20 protein-coding genes and 1 tRNA gene are annotated in these 18573 nt (G+C 30.2%); 9 read left to right on the forward strand and 12 right to left on the reverse strand.

Annotated features, from left to right (window positions below; all coding sequences use genetic code 11):
• Nucleotides 1–28: 28 nt before the first annotated feature.
• The 5 genes from ABHQ57_RS03940 to ABHQ57_RS03960 are packed head-to-tail and all read right to left on the reverse strand — an operon-like array spanning nucleotide 29 to nucleotide 2427.
• On the reverse strand, nucleotides 29–658 hold the full coding sequence (locus ABHQ57_RS03940) for a hypothetical protein (protein ID WP_167712950.1): 630 nt from the start codon (nucleotides 656–658) through the stop codon (nucleotides 29–31).
• Between the two features lie 12 nt (nucleotides 659–670).
• Nucleotides 671–1063, reverse strand: coding sequence for a hypothetical protein (locus tag ABHQ57_RS03945; protein WP_167712952.1), 393 nt, complete (start codon nucleotides 1061–1063; stop codon nucleotides 671–673).
• Nucleotides 1064–1065: 2 nt separating this feature from the next.
• Nucleotides 1066–1584, reverse strand: coding sequence for a hypothetical protein (locus tag ABHQ57_RS03950; RefSeq protein ID WP_167712954.1), 519 nt, complete (start codon nucleotides 1582–1584; stop codon nucleotides 1066–1068).
• Entirely contained in the window at nucleotides 1584–2039 is a 456-nt protein-coding gene (locus ABHQ57_RS03955; RefSeq protein ID WP_167712956.1) for a hypothetical protein, read from the reverse strand. Before ABHQ57_RS03955 ends, ABHQ57_RS03950 begins: the two co-directional genes overlap by 1 nt.
• Before the next feature lie 4 nt (nucleotides 2040–2043).
• Entirely contained in the window at nucleotides 2044–2427 is a 384-nt protein-coding gene (locus tag ABHQ57_RS03960; protein WP_389862403.1) for a lipocalin family protein, read from the reverse strand.
• A gap of 107 nt (nucleotides 2428–2534) precedes the next feature.
• Here ABHQ57_RS03960 and ABHQ57_RS03965 point away from each other — a divergent pair, with 107 nt between their 5' ends.
• Nucleotides 2535–2786 (forward strand): helix-turn-helix domain-containing protein, encoded by a 252-nt coding sequence (locus ABHQ57_RS03965; RefSeq protein WP_389862406.1) that lies wholly within the window; start codon nucleotides 2535–2537, stop codon nucleotides 2784–2786.
• Between the two features lie 22 nt (nucleotides 2787–2808).
• On the opposite strand, the gene ABHQ57_RS03970 is transcribed toward ABHQ57_RS03965, so the two are convergent.
• The 4 genes from ABHQ57_RS03970 to ABHQ57_RS03985 form a co-directional block, all read right to left on the reverse strand.
• Nucleotides 2809–4284, reverse strand: coding sequence for a hypothetical protein (locus ABHQ57_RS03970; RefSeq protein ID WP_389862409.1), 1476 nt, complete (start codon nucleotides 4282–4284; stop codon nucleotides 2809–2811).
• A gap of 35 nt (nucleotides 4285–4319) precedes the next feature.
• Entirely contained in the window at nucleotides 4320–5504 is a 1185-nt protein-coding gene (locus ABHQ57_RS03975) for a site-specific integrase (protein WP_167712961.1), read from the reverse strand.
• Between the two features lie 183 nt (nucleotides 5505–5687).
• A tRNA-Ile gene (locus ABHQ57_RS03980) sits at nucleotides 5688–5761 on the reverse strand.
• A gap of 53 nt (nucleotides 5762–5814) precedes the next feature.
• On the reverse strand, nucleotides 5815–6786 hold the full coding sequence (locus ABHQ57_RS03985; RefSeq protein ID WP_167712963.1) for a polyprenyl synthetase family protein: 972 nt from the start codon (nucleotides 6784–6786) through the stop codon (nucleotides 5815–5817).
• A 126-nt stretch (nucleotides 6787–6912) separates the two neighbouring features.
• On the opposite strand from ABHQ57_RS03985, the gene ABHQ57_RS03990 reads away from it, so the two are divergent.
• From ABHQ57_RS03990 to ABHQ57_RS04010, 5 genes are all read left to right on the forward strand, one after another.
• Nucleotides 6913–7521 carry a TetR/AcrR family transcriptional regulator gene (locus tag ABHQ57_RS03990; protein WP_047789959.1) on the forward strand — a complete coding sequence of 203 codons (609 nt, stop codon included), beginning with the start codon at nucleotides 6913–6915 and terminating at the stop codon, nucleotides 7519–7521.
• Between the two features lie 5 nt (nucleotides 7522–7526).
• Nucleotides 7527–8939 (forward strand): TolC family protein, encoded by a 1413-nt coding sequence (locus ABHQ57_RS03995; protein ID WP_167712965.1) that lies wholly within the window; start codon nucleotides 7527–7529, stop codon nucleotides 8937–8939.
• 11 nt (nucleotides 8940–8950) lie between these two features.
• Nucleotides 8951–10135, forward strand: coding sequence for an efflux RND transporter periplasmic adaptor subunit (locus ABHQ57_RS04000; protein ID WP_047789961.1), 1185 nt, complete (start codon nucleotides 8951–8953; stop codon nucleotides 10133–10135).
• Between the two features lie 22 nt (nucleotides 10136–10157).
• Complete coding sequence (locus tag ABHQ57_RS04005; protein WP_167712967.1) at nucleotides 10158–13625, forward strand: efflux RND transporter permease subunit; 3468 nt, start codon at nucleotides 10158–10160, stop codon at nucleotides 13623–13625.
• A 70-nt stretch (nucleotides 13626–13695) separates the two neighbouring features.
• Nucleotides 13696–14166 carry a regulatory protein RecX gene (locus ABHQ57_RS04010; protein WP_167712969.1) on the forward strand — a complete coding sequence of 157 codons (471 nt, stop codon included), beginning with the start codon at nucleotides 13696–13698 and terminating at the stop codon, nucleotides 14164–14166.
• Here the strand turns inward: ABHQ57_RS04010 and ABHQ57_RS04015 are convergent.
• Nucleotides 14153–14677, reverse strand: coding sequence for a hypothetical protein (locus tag ABHQ57_RS04015; protein WP_159493497.1), 525 nt, complete (start codon nucleotides 14675–14677; stop codon nucleotides 14153–14155). The genes ABHQ57_RS04010 and ABHQ57_RS04015 overlap by 14 nt on opposite strands.
• Nucleotides 14678–14860: 183 nt before the next feature.
• Here ABHQ57_RS04015 and ABHQ57_RS04020 point away from each other — a divergent pair, with 183 nt between their 5' ends.
• The 3 genes from ABHQ57_RS04020 to ABHQ57_RS04030 all read left to right on the forward strand — a co-directional run bounded on the left by ABHQ57_RS04020 (nucleotide 14861) and on the right by ABHQ57_RS04030 (nucleotide 17100).
• Nucleotides 14861–15826: an NAD-dependent epimerase/dehydratase family protein gene (locus ABHQ57_RS04020; protein ID WP_167712971.1), complete on the forward strand. Its 966-nt coding sequence runs from the start codon at nucleotides 14861–14863 to the stop codon at nucleotides 15824–15826.
• Nucleotides 15827–15937: 111 nt separating this feature from the next.
• Complete coding sequence (locus ABHQ57_RS04025) at nucleotides 15938–16528, forward strand: thioredoxin family protein (protein WP_047789965.1); 591 nt, start codon at nucleotides 15938–15940, stop codon at nucleotides 16526–16528.
• Nucleotides 16529–16620: 92 nt separating this feature from the next.
• A complete protein-coding gene (locus ABHQ57_RS04030) occupies nucleotides 16621–17100 on the forward strand; it encodes an ABC transporter ATPase (protein ID WP_159493499.1) in 480 nt (159 codons plus the stop codon).
• Here the strand turns inward: ABHQ57_RS04030 and truB are convergent.
• Together truB and ABHQ57_RS04040 are read right to left on the reverse strand one after the other, a co-directional pair.
• Nucleotides 17095–17778, reverse strand: a complete 684-nt coding sequence (truB, locus tag ABHQ57_RS04035; RefSeq protein WP_167712973.1) for a tRNA pseudouridine(55) synthase TruB — start codon at nucleotides 17776–17778, stop codon at nucleotides 17095–17097. The two genes, ABHQ57_RS04030 and truB, sit on opposite strands and share 6 nt — an antisense overlap.
• Nucleotides 17779–18573: an undecaprenyl-diphosphate phosphatase gene (locus tag ABHQ57_RS04040; protein WP_073182106.1), complete on the reverse strand. Its 795-nt coding sequence runs from the start codon at nucleotides 18571–18573 to the stop codon at nucleotides 17779–17781.

An 18573-nucleotide genomic window follows, 5' to 3' on the forward strand; every position in this document is an offset into this window, starting at 1 on the left:
GAAAGTGTTTTGAAAATTTTGAAAAAAATTATTTTTCATCCTTAAGCCATAAAGATTCTAACACCTTGATAATTATAAATCCAATTATCCCTAAAATAGGATATGATATATTACCTATATATTTTATCCCTCCTTTGAATATAAAAGTTATAATTAGCAAGCTAAATATTATTATTAAAATAGTGATACAACCTTTTTCTTTAGGTTTATCAATGTAGTTTTTAGTTACTCTGTTTTTAGATTGAGCTGTATAGTCGTTAAAGTCACCCTGAATAAGTTCTTTTTCAGAAAAATTAGTTTTTTCTATTTTCTCAGAGTTACTCTTTTTTTCTATCCCTGATAACAAAGACTTAATATCTACTACTTCTAATTCTGGCAACTGTAATTTACCTTTGCCAGCATGTTCTCCATCTAACTGGATTGCAATATCAACTGTTTGTCCTACCGTAAATAACTCAGGGTTAGATTTTAACGTAGCTGTAAATAATGTAACATCAATTATTTGCTTTTCTCCATTAGGGTATGTTATCTCCGCTGTAGCTTTTTGCCAAGGAGTTTCCTTTTCATTGTTTAACCTTCTTATTGTTGGGCTTATTGATTTAATTACTGCTGGTGTTATAAACTCCCTTTGCCCAGTAAAAGGATTTACTTTAATCATTAATTTTATCTACTAATACTTTTCAATATTAAAGAAAATTTGGCTAGAATTATTATCTGAAACCATAATATTAAGTTTATTTCTTTTTTTATAAAATGTAATTGTAGAAGTTGAATTATTTTCTAGGTGTTCATTGATACACTTTTCTTTTACATACAGATTAAACATTTTTCTTAAAGGTTTCTTACATTTATATATAAGAGGTTTTTTTGGTAGTCTTATATCTTGAATCGCTATATAATTATCAGTAATTAAAAGATTAAACTCTGCCTTCTCTTTATAATTCTTAGTACTATCTAATTCATTTTTAAAACTAGTCAAGTAACTTTTATATTTTCCATTGAAATTTTGAGAAACTAAATTGATTGATGCTAAAAGAAAAATTAAGATTAGTTTATGCTTCATGTTTAACCTATGTAATTTATTATTGGTTCTAGATTAGTAGACTTACACTCCATACAAAACAAAGGTACTTTTTTGGACAACGAATCAGTATGAATACAAATTCCTTTACTAGTTTCTGAAATTATTCCACATTTTTGACATTGATGAGGGTCTTTTACATTTAATTTTAAATGCACAACAAACTCATCAGTTTTATAATTACAATCCTTACATTTTATTTGGCTAACTCCCATTAGTTCATGAAAATAACTTAACCTATGCATTGTTGTACTAACATTTTCTTGTGCTAAATCAATATATAGGCAAGTGTCAGGATTTTCTTTGACTAATTGCAGTACCTCATGGTCTGTTAAGTTCTGTGTGTTATAAATCTCTTTTTGACATATATCACAATTTCCAATTATTAATGAATTATTGGTCTTAGTTAAACAATTCTTTTCTACGTAATATTTACACTCTAGTTTTTTGATGTACACACCTGTATTAGTGAATAATTCTTTTGTTTTTATGTTGATTTTCATTATTGATAATACACATCTAAAGTGTAAGTTCCATCATTGTTAATTGTTAAAAGACAAACTCTTGATGAATAAAATTGTTCAACATTTTTAAATTCACTGTCTACTTCTTTTAAGGAAATTACAAATTCATTATTGCTTTTTCTTCTCACTTCAGGTTCTTTAAAAGTGTAGTCTCTTCTATAGAACTTATAATAATCATTTAGAAGCTTTAAAGCATCATTATTACTATATTTTGTGGTTCTTTTAATTATTTTCTTCTTCTTTTTAATGTTAGACAATTCTTTGATGTATTGCCTATTTTGTTTTTCAGATATCCTTAACCAAAATGATAAAGAATCTCTAGTTTTTTCTAAAGCGATTTTTTCTTCTTTTAATTTTTCATATTTCTCTTTGGGTACACATGAACTTAAAAGAATGAATAAAAATATAACAGCTGATGAATAGTTTATTTTCATCTGTTTATTGTTTTGTGAATTCTAAAATTCTTGTTTTTGTTGAACTTTTTTCTGTCCAAATTAATTTGTTTGATTCTAATTCTACTTCAGCAAGAATAGTAGAACTTCCAATTATAGTATAAGAGGTTTCTGTCTCCTTTTCATAACTAGCTACTAAATTATTCTTATCACAATTTTCTCCGTTAGGTTCATAGATTTCACCAGATAAATTACCATGTTCAATAAATGTTATCTTAGTTTGTTTCATACAATCTGGAAGATTTGTTAAATCTGAATGACTGGTTAATTTCCAAGTTCCTAGAATTGTGGTTGTATCTGTTATTTCATCATCTGATGAACATGAGGTTATTGTTGCGAATGTTAGTACTATTAATAAAAGGTTCTTCATGTTTAATTTGTTAATGGTTGTTTTCATCTTGTTTTTAAATTCAAATATACAAAAATGTAGTTATTTAAGGTTACAAAATATTACTTGCCATATAAGACTTTTACTACATGGTAGAATTGTCTGAAAAAAAGTTAAATGAATTAAAAAACTCTATTCCTGCTAAAATTGGTGAAAGAGTTAGATTTTTAAGGAGGCAAAAAGGACTAACTCAAACTGAATTAGCAGAGTTAGTTGGTAAGGATAGACAATACTTATATAAAATTGAAAAAGCTGTTGTTACACCAAATATTGTAACTATTTCCACACTGGCTATTGCTATGGAAATCCCATTAAAAGATTTTTTTGATATTAAACTTTAATACACAATTATTTAAATTACTTTTATTGTTTAAACCTGTTTCTTAAACCTAATATAGTAAAAGTAAGTATTATAGTGCTAAATAGGGTCTGGATAAATTTAAGAGTCCAAGATTGATATTTTAAAGTTGTTTTTATAAAGGGAAATGAATTTGATATACTTTTTTCTAATGCTTCTGGATAACTGTATACTCCCAAGTGGTTTGCCTCATAAAACATATAGTATATTGGAAAAAAAAGTAAGGTAGAAAATAAAAATACTGATAGTGGTCTTACATAGTTTTGAGTGTAACTTCCAAATAATTTATAAAATTGAAAAACTAGCCATTCCAAGCTGTATTTTGAGAAATATCTTAATTTATTTTCATCTATATAATAACCTAATTTTTTTAAAACTATCTCCATTTCACTAATATATGCCAAGCTTGCCATATGCCAATTTTCATCTTTCTTAAATATTCTTTTTAATTGGCGATACTGCTCCTCCGTTTGGGTTCCATACATAATTTGATCATCTGCTATAATTAATCTATTGGTAATGTGCCAATCACAATCCAAAAACTTTAAATTTTCAATATTTGAATTCCCAAAATGGAAATGCTTTAAATTAATTGAATGAAATGTTAATAACCCCATTACTAGACTTTCTTCCAACCTTATATCAGGCTTGAAAATATACTGCCTCTTATACGAAAAGTAATTTGTAAAGACCTTTATTAAGCTACCTCTATTTTTTTTAAACTTATTTTCTAAGAGCTTTTTATTTATGAATTCAGAAAAACCTACATCATCAGTTCTAGCAAAGAATGAACTCAAAAAATTATTACCTTGTTTATTTTCTAGATGTTTTTCATAAAGGTTATAAAACCTTTCAATAATTAAATAATTTTCATAATTATATAAGTTACCATCAATACTTTTTAAACTTTTTATTAGGCTTTCTTTTTTAGAATTGAAAATTGTTTTTTTAAATATTAAGGAATTTTTAATAGACAAAGAATTAATATTAAATCTTTCAATGATTTTGGTATTATTAAATTCAACACTACTAAAAAACAATCCTTCATCAATTAAAAGAGTATTTATTTCAGAATCAATTAATGTTAAATTTCCAGATAATACAATAGACTTAATATTCAAAAAACTTATCTCGCATGATATAAAAACAATATTACTTTCTGAAACACAGTCAATCAAAGAAAACTGTTCCATCTTCATGTCTTCAATAACTAAACCATCTAAAAAAGTACATTTAGAAAAGACAATGTTATCTAAGTCAATTGTAGATAATAAAACCTTTAAATCATCTCTGTTAAGTCTTGGGATGACAATGTTATTGATTTCATTATCAGATAACTCAATTAATCTATAAAAATGTAGCCAATAATCTTTAATAAAGTTATCATCCCAAATCTTAATATTATTATCATCCAAATGATAATTTTTAGAAAAGTCTGAGTTATAAAGATCTAATATTTGTGTATCAGAAAGTTTTTTCATCTTTAGCATTTTTTTGAAGCATAAATATAATAAGGCTACCTTAATTTATCTATTTCCTTACTAACTTTAATTTGAACTATTTTACCATAATGAGCTTGTGTAATATTCATATTAGAATGCCCCAATAGTTCTGAGACTATTTCCATAGGTACACCATTATAAAGCAACACAGTGGTTGCAAATGTTTTTCTAGCTATATGATGTGTTAGGTGTTTGTTAATACCTACGATGTCTGCTATTTCTTTTAGGTAGGAGTTAAATTTGTGATTTGATATATGAGGAAACTCATAGTTGTACTTCTTTAAAATTTTGTTTGCCTTAGGTAATAATGGAATTGAAATTTTAGTTTTAGTCTTTTTTCTTTTCATTTGAATCCAATCGTTTTTATCAAATCCTTTAACAATATGATTTGAGTTTAAATTTGACATTTCTTTAAAAGCTAACCCTGTATAACAACAAAACACAAATAAATCTTTTATAATTTGTAATCTTTCTTGTTTGAATTTGTGTTTCTCTAACTTTTTTAGCTCTTCTGTAGTTAAGAATATAATTTCAGTTTTAGTTCTTTTGCATTTGTAGAGTAAAAAAGGGTCACTTTGTAAATATTTTTCAGCCAACGCAATTTTGATAATTTTTCTAAATCTTTGAATAGCTTTACAAGTTGTAGATTGAGCTAACTTCTTTTCAGTTTTTAGGTAAAATTCGTATTCTGTAATAAAGTTATAAGTTAAATCTTTAAATAAATAATCACTCTTTTTGTATTTGTGTTGTATAAAGTCTTTTAACAGGTTTTTAGACTGTTTAAACTTCCATATGGTTGGTAATACATAATCTTTACCTATAAGCTTTTCTGCACGCTTATTGTGGGTTTCAAATACTTCTAAAATAGTTTTCTCTTGTTTTGTGTCTTCTCCCTTATACTTTAAATAAATATCTTCTACATCAAAATTTACTTTATTAACCTGTAAAAACAAAAAAGCCTGATTTACTTTTTGAGTAATCAGACTTAGTTGTGTATTGATAAAGTTGTTTTCTTCATTAGGAGGATGAGCTTTTTGCTGTTTATTTTTCCAATTATCTGGGTTAATGAATAGATTTTCAGAGAATACTTTTCTCTTACTATCGTATGTGATTCTTATTCTTAACGGTGCTTTACCCTTTTTGGGGTTGTAGTTAGCTTTGTTAAGTACGAATAATATTTTTAAATTATTGTTTTTCATTTGTTTATGTTTTTTTAGGGTGTGCCTTTTTGAAAATTACCTATGCCTTTTTATTAACCCTTTTAATGGTTTATAATTGAAATAGATTATTAATATTAAAGTTGTAGGTTGATGTAAGTGCTTGATTTTAAAGCAAAAAAAAGAGCCCAAATACTATTTTTAGTACTTGGACTCATTAGAAGGTGGTCCCACATGGGCTCGAACCATGGACCCCCTGATTATGAGTCAGGTGCTCTAACCAACTGAGCTATAGGACCTGTTAAATTTGGATTGCAAAAATAAAACTTTTTTTAAATAAACACCTATTTTTTTACACTTTTCTGCTCATTAAATTTTTTCCAAAAGTACGTAACCCTTCTTTATGTTGATCAGAAATGTTAAGGTGATTTAAGCTTTCGAAAGACTTATCTGTGTAGTACTCAATAAGTTTGTGTGTTTCTTCTGGGATGTTGTTTTCCCTAAAAATAGATGAAACAATAGCTACTTTTTCAGTGTTATTTTTTTGCTTTCTATTGTAAAGATCTAGTAAATTTTCTTTGTCAGAACTATTTGCAACTTCTAAAGCTTTTAAATAAAGATATGTTTTCTTATTTTCGATAATATCTCCTCCTACTTGTTTTCCAAAAGAATCTGGATCACCAAAGGTGTCTAAATAATCGTCTTGTAGTTGAAAAGCGATTCCTAAATTTAAACCGTAATTGTATAAATGTTGAGCTTGTTCTTCGTCAGCTTTAGCAACAATAGCGCCCATTTTTAAAGCAGCAGCAACTAAAACAGATGTTTTTAATGTAATCATTTCAATGTACTCATTAATGGTTACATCATTTCTAGTTTCAAAGTCAACGTCTAATTGCTGACCGTCACAAACCTCTAAAGCAGTTTTGCTAAATAATTGTGCAAGCTTTTGAAAAACTTCAGGCTCATAATTTTCAAAATATTGGTATGCCAAAATAAGCATAGCATCACCAGATAAAATACCTGTATTTATATTCCATTTTTCGTGTACAGTTTCCTTTCCTCTTCTTAAAGGAGCATCATCCATTATGTCATCATGTACTAAAGTGAAGTTATGAAAAACTTCAACAGCAAATGCAGCAGGTAGAGCTTTTTGATAATTATTAGAAAAAATATCAGCAGCAATTAAAGTTAAGACTGGGCGAATTCTTTTTCCTCCTAATCTCAAGATGTAATCTATTGGTTGATAAAGATTTTTAGGCTCTTTTGTAAACTTCTGAGATTCTAAAAAAGTTATAAAGTCTGATTGATATGATAATATGTCCAAATCTGAAAATTTTTGTAAAAATAAGGTAAAGATAAATTTTAACTATAACCTACATGTTAAAAAAGTTTAAAACCTTGGAAACTTTTTTTGTTTCTGAAGTTTCCTGTTGTACATTTGCATCCGATTATGAGAAATAAAATAATTAATAAAGCAGGAGAAATGTTTTTAACCTTAGGGTTTAAAAGCACAACGATGGATGATATAGCGAAAGAACTTGGCATGTCTAAAAAAACATTATACAAGTACTTTTCAAATAAAACAGCTTTGGTAGATGCTAGTACAGAATCGGTTCATAATACAATAAGTGAAACGATTGAGATGGTCAAAAGCCAAAATTACAATGCTGTAGAAGAAGAGTTTGCTGTGAAGGCAATTTTTAAAGAAATGTTTAAAAATGCAAAAACTTCCCCTATGTATCAACTAAAAAAATACTATCCAGAAACCTATACAAAACTAATAGAACGAGAAGTTTGTATGTTTAGAGATTGTAACGTAGATAATTTAAAAAAGGGAGTTGAACAAGGTTTGTACCGAACAAACATAAAAGGAGACCTTTTAGTAAATTTTTACTTTACATTAGTTTTTGGTGTGTTTGAAAGTGAATTGTACAGCAACGATATGCAAGAGGTTATGGAAATTGAATATGAAATTTTAGAATATCATATTAGAGCGATAGCGACTCCAAAAGGGGTAAAAGAATTAGAGAAACAATTAAAAAACATAAACAAAAACTAAAAATAATGAGGAAATACATATATAGTGTATTTGTGTTCTTTTTTACAGGGTATATAATTGCTCAAGAAAAAGAAATGAGTTTATCAATGCAAGAGGCAATTGATTATGCTATAAAGAACAGTTACGATAATAAAGTATCTTTAAACGATATTGAAGCAGCTAAGAAGAAAAAATGGGAAACTACTACTATTGGTTTACCACAAATAAACGGGAAAGTAGAATATCAAAATTGGCTAAAACAACAGGTGTCTTTATTACCAGTAGCAGCTTTTGATAATACTCAAAGCACAATAGATGTGGTAGAGGAATATTTTGATGGAGTAATTAGAAACGGAAAACAAGTTGTAACTCCAACAGGATTCGTTCCTTTAAGGTTTGGAACAAAACAAACAATGAATGCTTCAGTAACGTTAACACAGCTGTTATTTGACGGGTCATATTTAGTAGGGCTGCAATCAGCAAAAACATACTTGAAAATTTCAGAACAAGCAAAGTTAAAAACAGAGTTAGCAACACGCGAAGCTGTTATTAATGCTTATGGAAATGTATTAGTTACAGAAAAGTCAATTGAAATCTTAGAAAATAACAAAAAGATATTAGAGAAAAACTTGAATGAAACCCAGAAAACCTATGACAATGGGTTAACAGAATTAGAAAACGTAGAGCAATTACAAATTACTTTAGGTAATGTTGAGAGTAACTTAAGAAACGCTGAACGATTAAAAGAAATAGCATACCAAATGCTGAATGTTTCTTTAGGAAACTCGATTGAAACAAAATTAACACTAACTTCTGCGTTAGATAATCTGGTTATTGATAATACCGATTTAAGTTTATTAGCTACTCAATTTAATATTGATAATCATATAGATTTTAAAATTGCTCAAAATGATAGAGAAAGTAAGCGTTTGCTAATGAAGTTGGAGCAGAGTAAAGCTTTACCAAGCTTATCAGCGTTTATAAACTATGGAGCTAATGCCAATTCAGACGATTTTAATTTCTTAGATAGCAATCAAAAGTGGTTTGACTATTCGTTATTTGGAGTAACCTTAAATGTACCTATTTTTAGTAGTTTGGGAAGAAGTTCAAGAACAGCGCAAGCAAAAATAGCATTGGAAAATGCAGACATTCGATTAGAAGAAGCAAAGCAAAAGTTAAACTTACAAGTACAAAGAGCTAAAAGCGAGTATCAATTAGGAATTGAAAATTACGAAACAGCGAAGAAAAACTTAGCATTAGCTGAACGAATAGAAAAAAAGCAACAAGTAAAGTTTTTTGAAGGGATTTCTTCAAGCTTCGATTTACTACAAGCACAAAATCAGTTATACACACAACAGAACAATTATGTACAATCAATGTTGAACGTAATTGCTAAGAAAGCACAATTAGAAAACGCATTAAACATACCACTAAAATAAAATCAACTATAATGAGAAAAATATATTCACTATTCGCAATTACATTGCTTTTAGCCTCATGTGGAGGTAAAAAAGAGCAATCTGTACAAGACGTAATAGCATCTAACGATTTAGCTAAAATTAGAGAGAAAAAAGCGTCGTTAGATACACAAATGCAAACACTATCTGATGAAATTAAGGTTTTAAATGATAAAATTTCAGAGTTAGACACGAATAAAAAAGTTCCATTAATTACAGTTCTTTCAGCAAAAGAAGAGGTTTTTGATCATTATTTAGAATTGCAAGGAGCTGTACAAACAAAACAAAATGTGTTAATTTATCCAGAAATGCCTGGACTTCTAGTACGTATTTATGTGAAAGAAGGACAGTATGTTAAAAAAGGACAAGCTTTAGCAAAAATTGACGATGGAGGTTTGGCTAATCAATTAGCGCAAGTTGAAGCACAAGCAGCATTAGCAGAAACAACATATAAACGCCAAAAACGTTTGTGGGATCAAAAAATAGGATCTGAAATTCAGTTTTTACAGGCAAAAACTAATTATGAAGCACAAACCAATGCGGTTAGTCAATTAAGAAGACAATTAGCAAAATCGGTAATTACTGCACCTTTTTCAGGAGTAATTGATGATGTAATTAAAGAGCAAGGAACAGTAGTTGCTCCAGGAATGGGGTCAGAAGTCTTTAGAATTGTAAACTTAAAAAACATGTACATCGAAACAGATGTACCTGAAAGTTATATTACTTCTATTAAAAAAGGAAAAAATGTAGAGGTTGAATTCCCAGTATTAGGAGAAAAGTTAACATCTAAAATTCGTCAAGCAGGTAACTTTATTAATCCAGCAAATAGAACATTCAAGGTAGAAGTAGGTGTACCTAATCATGAGGGTAAGATTAAACCTAACTTAACAGCAAAGTTAAAAATCAACGATTACTCTAATGAGAAAGCAATTTTAATTCCTCAAAGTATTATTTCAGAAAATGCTAATGGAGAACAGTATGTGTATGTGGTAGAAGATATCAAAGATGAGGTAGGAACAGCTAAGCAAACAATTATAACTACAGGGAAAACGCAAGGAGATATTATTGAAGTTTTAAGCGGAATTGAAAGCGGAACAAAAATTATTGAAGAGGGAGCTCGTAGTGTAAAAAACGGACAAGAGGTTAAGGTATTAACTCTTTCAGAAGAAGCAAAATAAGACACCAAAAATTATTCGTCTAATGACTGATAAAAAACAAAAAAAGCAAGTAGATAAAGAGTTTGGTTTATCTTCTTGGGCAATAAATAATAAAACAACTATCTATGTAATGATGGTTATGATACTTATAACAGGTATTTCTGCCTTTTTAAGTATGCCAAGAGAAAATTTCCCAGAAATTAGAGAAACCAAAATTTATATAAGTTCTCTCTATCCAGGAAATACAGCAGAAGACATTGAGAAGTTGATAACTGATCCGTTAGAAGATAGACTTAAAACGGTAAGTAATGTAGTAGAAATTACATCTACATCGCAGGAAGATTACTCAATGGTAATTGTTGAGTTTGATGAAAACATATCAGTAGATCAAGCTAAACAAAAGGTAAAAGATGAAATAGATCAAGAAACTTCAGGTGAAGATTGGCCTACATTTAACGGAGCTAAAGTAGAGCCAAATGTTTTTGAGCTAAGTATCTCTGAAGAAATGCCAATTTTAAACATTAATATCTCGGGAGATTATCCAGTAGATAAATTAAAAGAATTTGGTGAGTATTTAGAAGATGAAATTGAAGATTTACAAGAGATAAAAAAAGTAGATATCCGTGGTGCAGAAGAAAAAGAAGTTGAGGTAGCTGTTGATATTTACAAAATGATGGCAGCACAAGTAAGTTTCCAAGATGTTATCAATTCGATAAATGGAGGTAACTTAACAATGTCGGCCGGTAATTTAATTGCTAGTGGGCAGCGACGTACTGTTAGAATTTTAGGAGAGATTGAAGATCCACAAGAATTACAAGACTTTGTCGTAAAATCAGAAAAAGGAAACTCAATTTACCTTAAAGACATAGCGAAGGTTTCTTTTAAAGATAAAGATAAAACTACCTATGCACGTGAGTTTGGAGAAGCAGTAGTGATGCTGGATGTTAAAAAACGTTCAGGAAAAAACATGGTGGAGGCTGCTGAGAAAATTCAAAGAATAGTAGAAGATACCAAAGCCAATGTATTTCCGAGTAATTTAAAAGTAACCATCGCTAACGATCAATCTTCAAAAACTATTGGTCAGGTAGATGATTTGGTAAATAATATCATCTTTGGTGTTATCCTAGTAGTTTTAGTACTGATGTTCTTCTTAGGGTTCAAAAATGCCCTATTTGTTGGATTTGCAATACCAATGTCAATGTTTATGTCATTAATGATATTGAGTTGGCTAGGATATACCATGAATACCATGATTCTTTTTGGATTAATTATGGGACTTGGAATGTTGGTAGATAACGGAATTGTTGTTGTTGAAAACGTATACCGTTTAATGGATGAAGGAATGCCTAGAATTGAAGCTGCCAAAAAGGGAATTGGAGAAATCGCATTTCCAATTATTATCTCAACCTTAACTACAGTGGCAGCCTTTGTTCCATTAGGAATGTGGCCAGGAACCATGGGGCAGTTTATGATTTATTTCCCTGTAACATTATCTGTAGTATTAGGTTCGTCATTGTTTGTGGCAATATTTTTTAATTCAGTGTTAGTATCACAATTTATGAGTGTTGAAGATAAAAATATGCCATTAAGACGTATCATAATCTTGTCATCAGTAATGGCAGTGATAGGGCTATTGATAGCACTTTTAGGAGGAACGTATAGGGCGTTAGGAACGGTAATGATATTTACAGCCATTATGTTGTGGGTGTATCGATTAGCTCTACGCCCTTGGGCAAATCGTTTTCAAAATACTGTATTACCGCGTTGGGAACGTTTTTATGAAAAAATGTTAAGAGGAGCTCTAAGAGGTTGGAGGCCTTACATTATTTCGTTAGGTACGTTAGTTTTATTATTTATTGCTTTTGGAGGTTTTGGAGCTTCAATAGGAAGTCAACGTACTAAAGTTGAGTTTTTCCCTGATAATACACCAAACCAGATTATTGTGTATATCGAGTACCCTCAAGGAACTGACATTGAAAAGACAAATCTGATTATGAAAGATTTGGAAGAGCGTGTATATAAAGTTTTAAACTCACCAGAATATGTTGATAATGGTTATAATTTCTTAGTAGAAAGTGCTGTTTCTCAGGTAGGAGCGGGATCGGGAAATCCACAAACTGATGGAGGTTCAACCGCAGAAATGCCTCATAGAGGAAAAATTACAGCTTCTATGCGTGAATATAAATTCCGTAGAGGAGCCGATAGTAAAGAATTACAAAGAAAAGTAACCGAAGCACTAAGAGGAATTTACCCTGGATTAGAAATTTCTGTAGAAAAAGAAGCAGTAGGTCCACCAGCAGGGTATCCAATTAATATCGAATTGGAAGGAGAAGATTACGCAGAATTAATCAACACTGCTGAAAAAATGCGAGACTTTATCAACTCAAAAAGTATTGCAGGTATTGATGAGTTAAAGATTGATGTAAACAAATCTAAACCATCAATGTTAGTAAACGTTGATCGTAAAAAGGCAGGAGAATTAGGGGTAAGTTCATCGCAAGTAGGAAACCAATTGCGTAATGCTATTTTTGGTTCTAAAGCGGGAATTTATAAAGAAGATGGTGATGATTTTGATATCTACGTTCGTTTTAATAAAGAAAACAGGTATAATAAAAGTGCAATTTTTAACCAAAAAATTACTTTTAGAGACATGTCTTCAGGGATGATTAAAGAAATTCCTGTATCAGCAGTAGCAGAACAAACAAATACTTCTGGGTTTAGCGCTATTAAACATAAAGATGTAAAAAGAGTAGTAACAGTATATTCAGCTTTAGCTCCAGGATATACAGATGCAGCTGCAATTGTATCAAAAATTCAAAATGAAATGAAGACGTTTACTGAACAACCAGATTCAGTAAAAGTAGATTATACTGGGCAAATTGAAGAACAAAACAAGCAAATGGCGTTCTTAATGAAAGCATTTTTTGGAGGGTTAGGATTAATTTTCTTGATTTTAATTTTCCAGTTTAACTCAGTTTCTAAGCCAGCAATCATCATGCTAGCAATCTTCTTAAGTTTAATAGGTGTATTTGGAGGATTAATTATAACAGCTAAGCCGTTTGTAATTATGATGACCATGATGGGAATTATTTCGCTGGCTGGTATTGTAGTAAACAATGGGGTGGTATTACTTGATTATACCCAGTTACTGATAGATAGAAAGAAAGTAGAGCATGGTTTATCTTCTGATGAATTTGTAGATGTAGATACTTTAGGTGAAGCTGTTATTAGAGGAGGTAAAGCACGTTTACGCCCAGTATTATTAACAGCAATAACAACTATTTTAGGATTAATTCCATTAGCAACAGGGTTGAATATTAACTTCTTTACCTTAGCTAGTGAGTTAAATCCGCACATATATGTTGGAGGAGATAATGTGATTTTCTGGGGTCCATTAGCGTGGACAGTAATTTATGGGTTATTCATAGCAACCTTCTTAACATTAATTGTAGTACCGATATTATTCTACTTAATCACTAAGTTTAAAATGTGGTTACGTAGCGTTTTATAATTGATTTTTTGTTAACTGTAAAAAGGGTTAAAAGTAGGTTGCTTTTAACCCTTTTTTATATTTTCGTGCTATGAATAAACCCGTTTTTACAGTTGAAGAAATAAAAAGAAAGATTGAGCAGTATTGTGTGTATCAAGACCGATGTCATAAAGAAGTAGAACAGAAATTAAAAGAGTACAAGTTAATTCCAGAAGCAAGAGAACATATTTTATTACACTTGCTAGAGCATAATTTTTTAAATGAAGAACGCTTTGCAAAAAGCTTTGCAAGAGGGAAATTTAGAATAAAAAAATGGGGGAAAGATCGAATCGTTAGAGAATTGAAGTTTAGAGATATTTCTACTTATAATATTAAATCAGCTCTGAAAGAAATCGACGAAGAGGAATATATCAAAACCTTGTATAATTTGGTCGAAAAAAAGAATGTATCAGTTTCTGAAACAAATCACTTCAAAAGAAAAAAGAAAATTGTTGACTACCTTTTATACAGAGGGTTTGAAAGTAGTTTAATATACGAAGCCTTAAAAACTATTGATTCTTAAATAGACTATCAAGATTTATTTCACTATCAAACTTTTTCTTAGTGTAAACTGTATTAATCTTATCGTTAACACTGCTAAAAAGCATCATAATTTTTTCAACCTGACTGTTAACCTGATTGGCAGAAATTGATGGAATAAAGGTCATATCTGCTAAACGTAAAGTTTCATTTTCAAAAACATTAATACGAGCTTTAAAGGCAGGTGTTTTTAGAGTTTCTATATTTAAACTGTCCTTTAGTTGTTTTGTAAGTGTTTTTAACTCTAAAGCATTGTTTAAAGCTTCAGTAGGAGTTGTGTTTTTCAACTCTTGCAAAAAATCCTCAACAATAAAATATTCTTTCCAAGGCTTAATTTCGTCAACGTACTTTTCATTTATTTTAGAGTAATCAGTATGCTCAACCGAAATGTTCATTTCAGTTTTGGTAGGTAACTCTTCTTTTTGCTCATTCTTTTTTTTACAAGAAGTAACTGAAATTAATAATGAAGCAATAACAAATAAAAAACGACTCATTTTAATAAAATAATTAAGCGATAAAAGTACATATTTTACTTGGTATTCTTTACAGAATTAAATTAGAAGTTTGAAATCAGTAAATTAGCTATCCCTTTTGTAGATAGTTAAAAAAGAGCAAATGCTTTTTGCGAAATCTTAAATTTAATAACTTTGCAAACATCTATTTTTGAATAATTTAAAATGAGTGAAACGATATTAATTTTAGGAGCTTGCGGGCAAATAGGAACAGAATTAACCCAAAAATTACGTGCTATTTATGGAGCAGATAATGTAATAGCTTCCGATATTAGAGAAGGAAATGCAGAAATGATGAGCTTAGGGCCTTTTGAAATCATCGATGCTACTAATCAAGAGCAAATTTTAAATGTTGTTCAAAAATATAAAGTAACCCAAGTGTATTTAATGGCTGCAATGTTATCAGCAACTGCTGAAAAGTACCCATTAAAAGGTTGGGATTTAAACATGACTTCCTTATTAGCGGTGTTAGAGTTAGCAAGAGAAAAACATATTCAAAAAATATACTGGCCTAGTTCAATGGCTGCTTTTGGACCAACATCACCAAAAATGAATACGCCACAGCAAACCATTATGGAACCTTCTACGGTTTATGGAATAAGTAAAGTAGCAGGAGAACACTGGTGTAATTATTACCACGATAAATATGGGGTAGATGTACGAAGCATTCGTTACCCAGGAATTATAAGCTGGAAAACGTTACCAGGTGGAGGAACGACTGATTATGCTGTTGATATTTACTTTGATGCATTGAAAAAAGGAACTTTTGAGTGCTTTTTGTCAGAAAATACACGTTTACCAATGATGTACATGGACGATGCTATCAATGCAACTATCCAGTTAATGCAAGCAGATGAAGAAAATATTAAAACAAGAACTTCATACAACTTAGCAGCAATTAGTTTTACACCAGCTGAAATAGCTGCAGAAATTAAAAAATACATTCCAGAGTTTACCATCACCTATAATCCAGACTTTAGACAAGCCATTGCTGATAGTTGGCCTCAAGTAATTGATGATTCAGCAGCAAGAAAAGATTGGGGATGGAGACATCAGTTTGACTTAGCTTCTATGACTAAAGATATTATTACCAATTTACAAGCTAAGACTGAAGAATCAGCAAAAGTGTAAGGTTGTATTTATGTTTTCGTCTATGTTATTCAAGTTTTATAATGAATTGTAACTTAGGTTACCTAAGATTTATTATAGATAAAATACTTTTGTAATAACAATACATTTACGATGAAAAAAATTATTCAAAATAGCTTAGAAAAGGCATTCTCTTATAGTGAATATAGAGATTTAGTAAGTGACTTAATAGCACAAGGAAAATCTACAGGACCTAATCAATCAGATGATTTATTAAACTATAGTAAGTTAAATGATAAACGTATGAAGCGTTTAGACAAAACGGTAAAATTAACCGAAGAAACACTTGCTAAAATTAAAGATGTAAAAGAACCGCAAACTTGGTTAGTGTTAACTGAAGGATGGTGTGGTGATGCAGCACAAAACCTACCGGTAATAAATAAAATAGCAGAAGAAAATCCAAACATCAATTTAAAACTAGTTTTACGAGATGAAAACTTAGAATTGATGGACGAATTTTTAACAAATGGAGGAAGATCAATTCCTAAATTAATTGCTTTAAATAAAGAGAACGAAGTAATCAATACTTGGGGACCAAGACCTACCGAAGCAACAAAAATGGTTGTTGATTATAAAGAAAAACATGGTAGTTTAGATGCTGATTTTAAAACAGATTTACAAGTTTGGTACAATAAAAATAAAGGAGAAAATACACAAGAAGATCTTATATCAATGCTTCAGTAATAAAGTGTATAATCAAGCTAGAAATTCCCCTTTTTGTTTTTCATCAAAAAGGGGAATTGTTTTCTGTATCTTTGCGCTCATAATGAATAAATATGTTTGTAGAATTCAGTAGTTTATCAGAAGAGGCAAAAGTTTGGGTATACCCATCAAGTCGAAAATTTTACCCACAAGAAATTGACGGGCTAAAAGAAAAATTACACCATTTTGTAGAAGAGTGGAAGTCTGAAAATACTGATTTCAAAGCTTCTTTTGAGTTAAAATACAATCGTTTCATTATTTTTTCTGTTGAAGAAGATTTAGTATTAACGAATGCAGATATTGATAAACAAGTGGCATTTATTTTACAACTACAAAAGGAATATGAAGTGGAGTTGTTAGATAAAATGAATGTGTGTTTTAAGCAAGGAGAATTTATTCAGTACAAAGACGTCAAAGAGTTTAAAAAGCTGCTTAAAAAGAAGTCTGTATCAGCTAAAACAATAGTTTTTGATAATTTAGTGCAAACTAAAATAGAATTAGAAAATTATTGGGAAGTACCTATTACAGAAAGCTGGTATAGTAGATTTTTATAGGCTATTGATAAACTCATCAACACTTTGTGCGTTATCAACAGAAAAATCTCCAATTTTGGTTCTTCGTAATACAGATAAATGTGCTCCAGAATTTAACGCTTCCCCATAATCGTTGGCAATAGAGCGAATATAAGTTCCTTTACTGCACACAATTCTAAATTCTACGTTAGGTAAATCAATTTTGGTGATTTCAAACTCGTTGATTTCCACTTCGCGAGCCTTAATTTCAGTAGTTTCACCCTTTCGAGCTAATTCATATAAACGCTTTCCATCTTTTTTAATAGCTGAAAAAATTGGTGGTTTTTGCTGAATTTTACCAATAAACTGCTCAGTAGTTTTGTGTAGTAACTCTTCTGTTATATGCTCTGTAGGGAATGTTTCGTTAATTTCAGTTTCTAAATCATAACTAGGTGTGGTAGCACCCACAATAAATGTACCTGTGTATTCTTTTACTTGCCCTTGATATTCGTTAATGTTTTTGGTTTGTTTTCCAGTACAAATAATTAACAAGCCAGTAGCTAAAGGATCAAGAGTTCCAGCATGTCCAACTTTAATTTTTTTGATATTAAAATGCTTACGAATATGCCAGCGAAGTTTATTCACTACCTGAAAGGAAGTCCATTCTAAAGGTTTATCAATTAGTAAAACCTGTCCGTTTTTGTAATCTTCTGCAGTCATCTAGAAAAATAAAGAATAGCCAATGGCAATTAAACCTACAATAGCACAGTATAATGAGAAATATGATAATTTACTCTTTTTAACTAAGGCTATCATCCAAGTACACGCTAATAATCCAGAGATAAAAGCAGCAACAAATCCAGCAGATAATGGAACGATCTCTGAGCTTTGAAAGTTAATATCTCCACTTAAAATATCTTTAGCAACTTTTCCTAAAATTAAAGGTACCACCATTAAAAAAGAAAAACGAGCAGCTTTAGTTCGGTCTACACCTAATAATACAGATGTTGAAATAGTAGCTCCTGAACGTGAAATTCCAGGTAACATGGCAATAGCTTGAGAGATTCCTATAATTACTGAGCTTTTAAAAGAAACACTTTTGTTTGTGTTTTTAGCTTTATCAGCCAATAAAAGTAATACAGCAGTTACCAAAAGCATAAAACCTACTAATAAAACTTTTCCTCCAAAAAAACTTTCCAATTCTTTTTCAAAGGCTAAACCAATTACCACAGCAGGAATCATAGATAGCACAATTTTTACAGAAAACTGCATTTCCTCATTCCATTGAAACTGAAATAAACCTCTAAAAATTTCAGCAATTTCTTTTCTAAACACTACGATAGTACTTAATGCTGTTGCAGCATGTAATACGACGGTAAAAGTTAAGCTCTCTTGAGGTACAGAAGTGTCTCCAAATAAAGCTTTTGCCAATTCTAAATGACCACTAGAGGATACAGGTAAAAATTCAGTAAGACCCTGGATAATTCCAAGGATAATTGCTTCTAATAAATCCAT

It is taken from the genome of Tenacibaculum sp. ZH5_bin.1, from assembly GCF_042865525.1.
GTDB lineage: Bacteria > Bacteroidota > Bacteroidia > Flavobacteriales > Flavobacteriaceae > Polaribacter > Polaribacter mesophilus.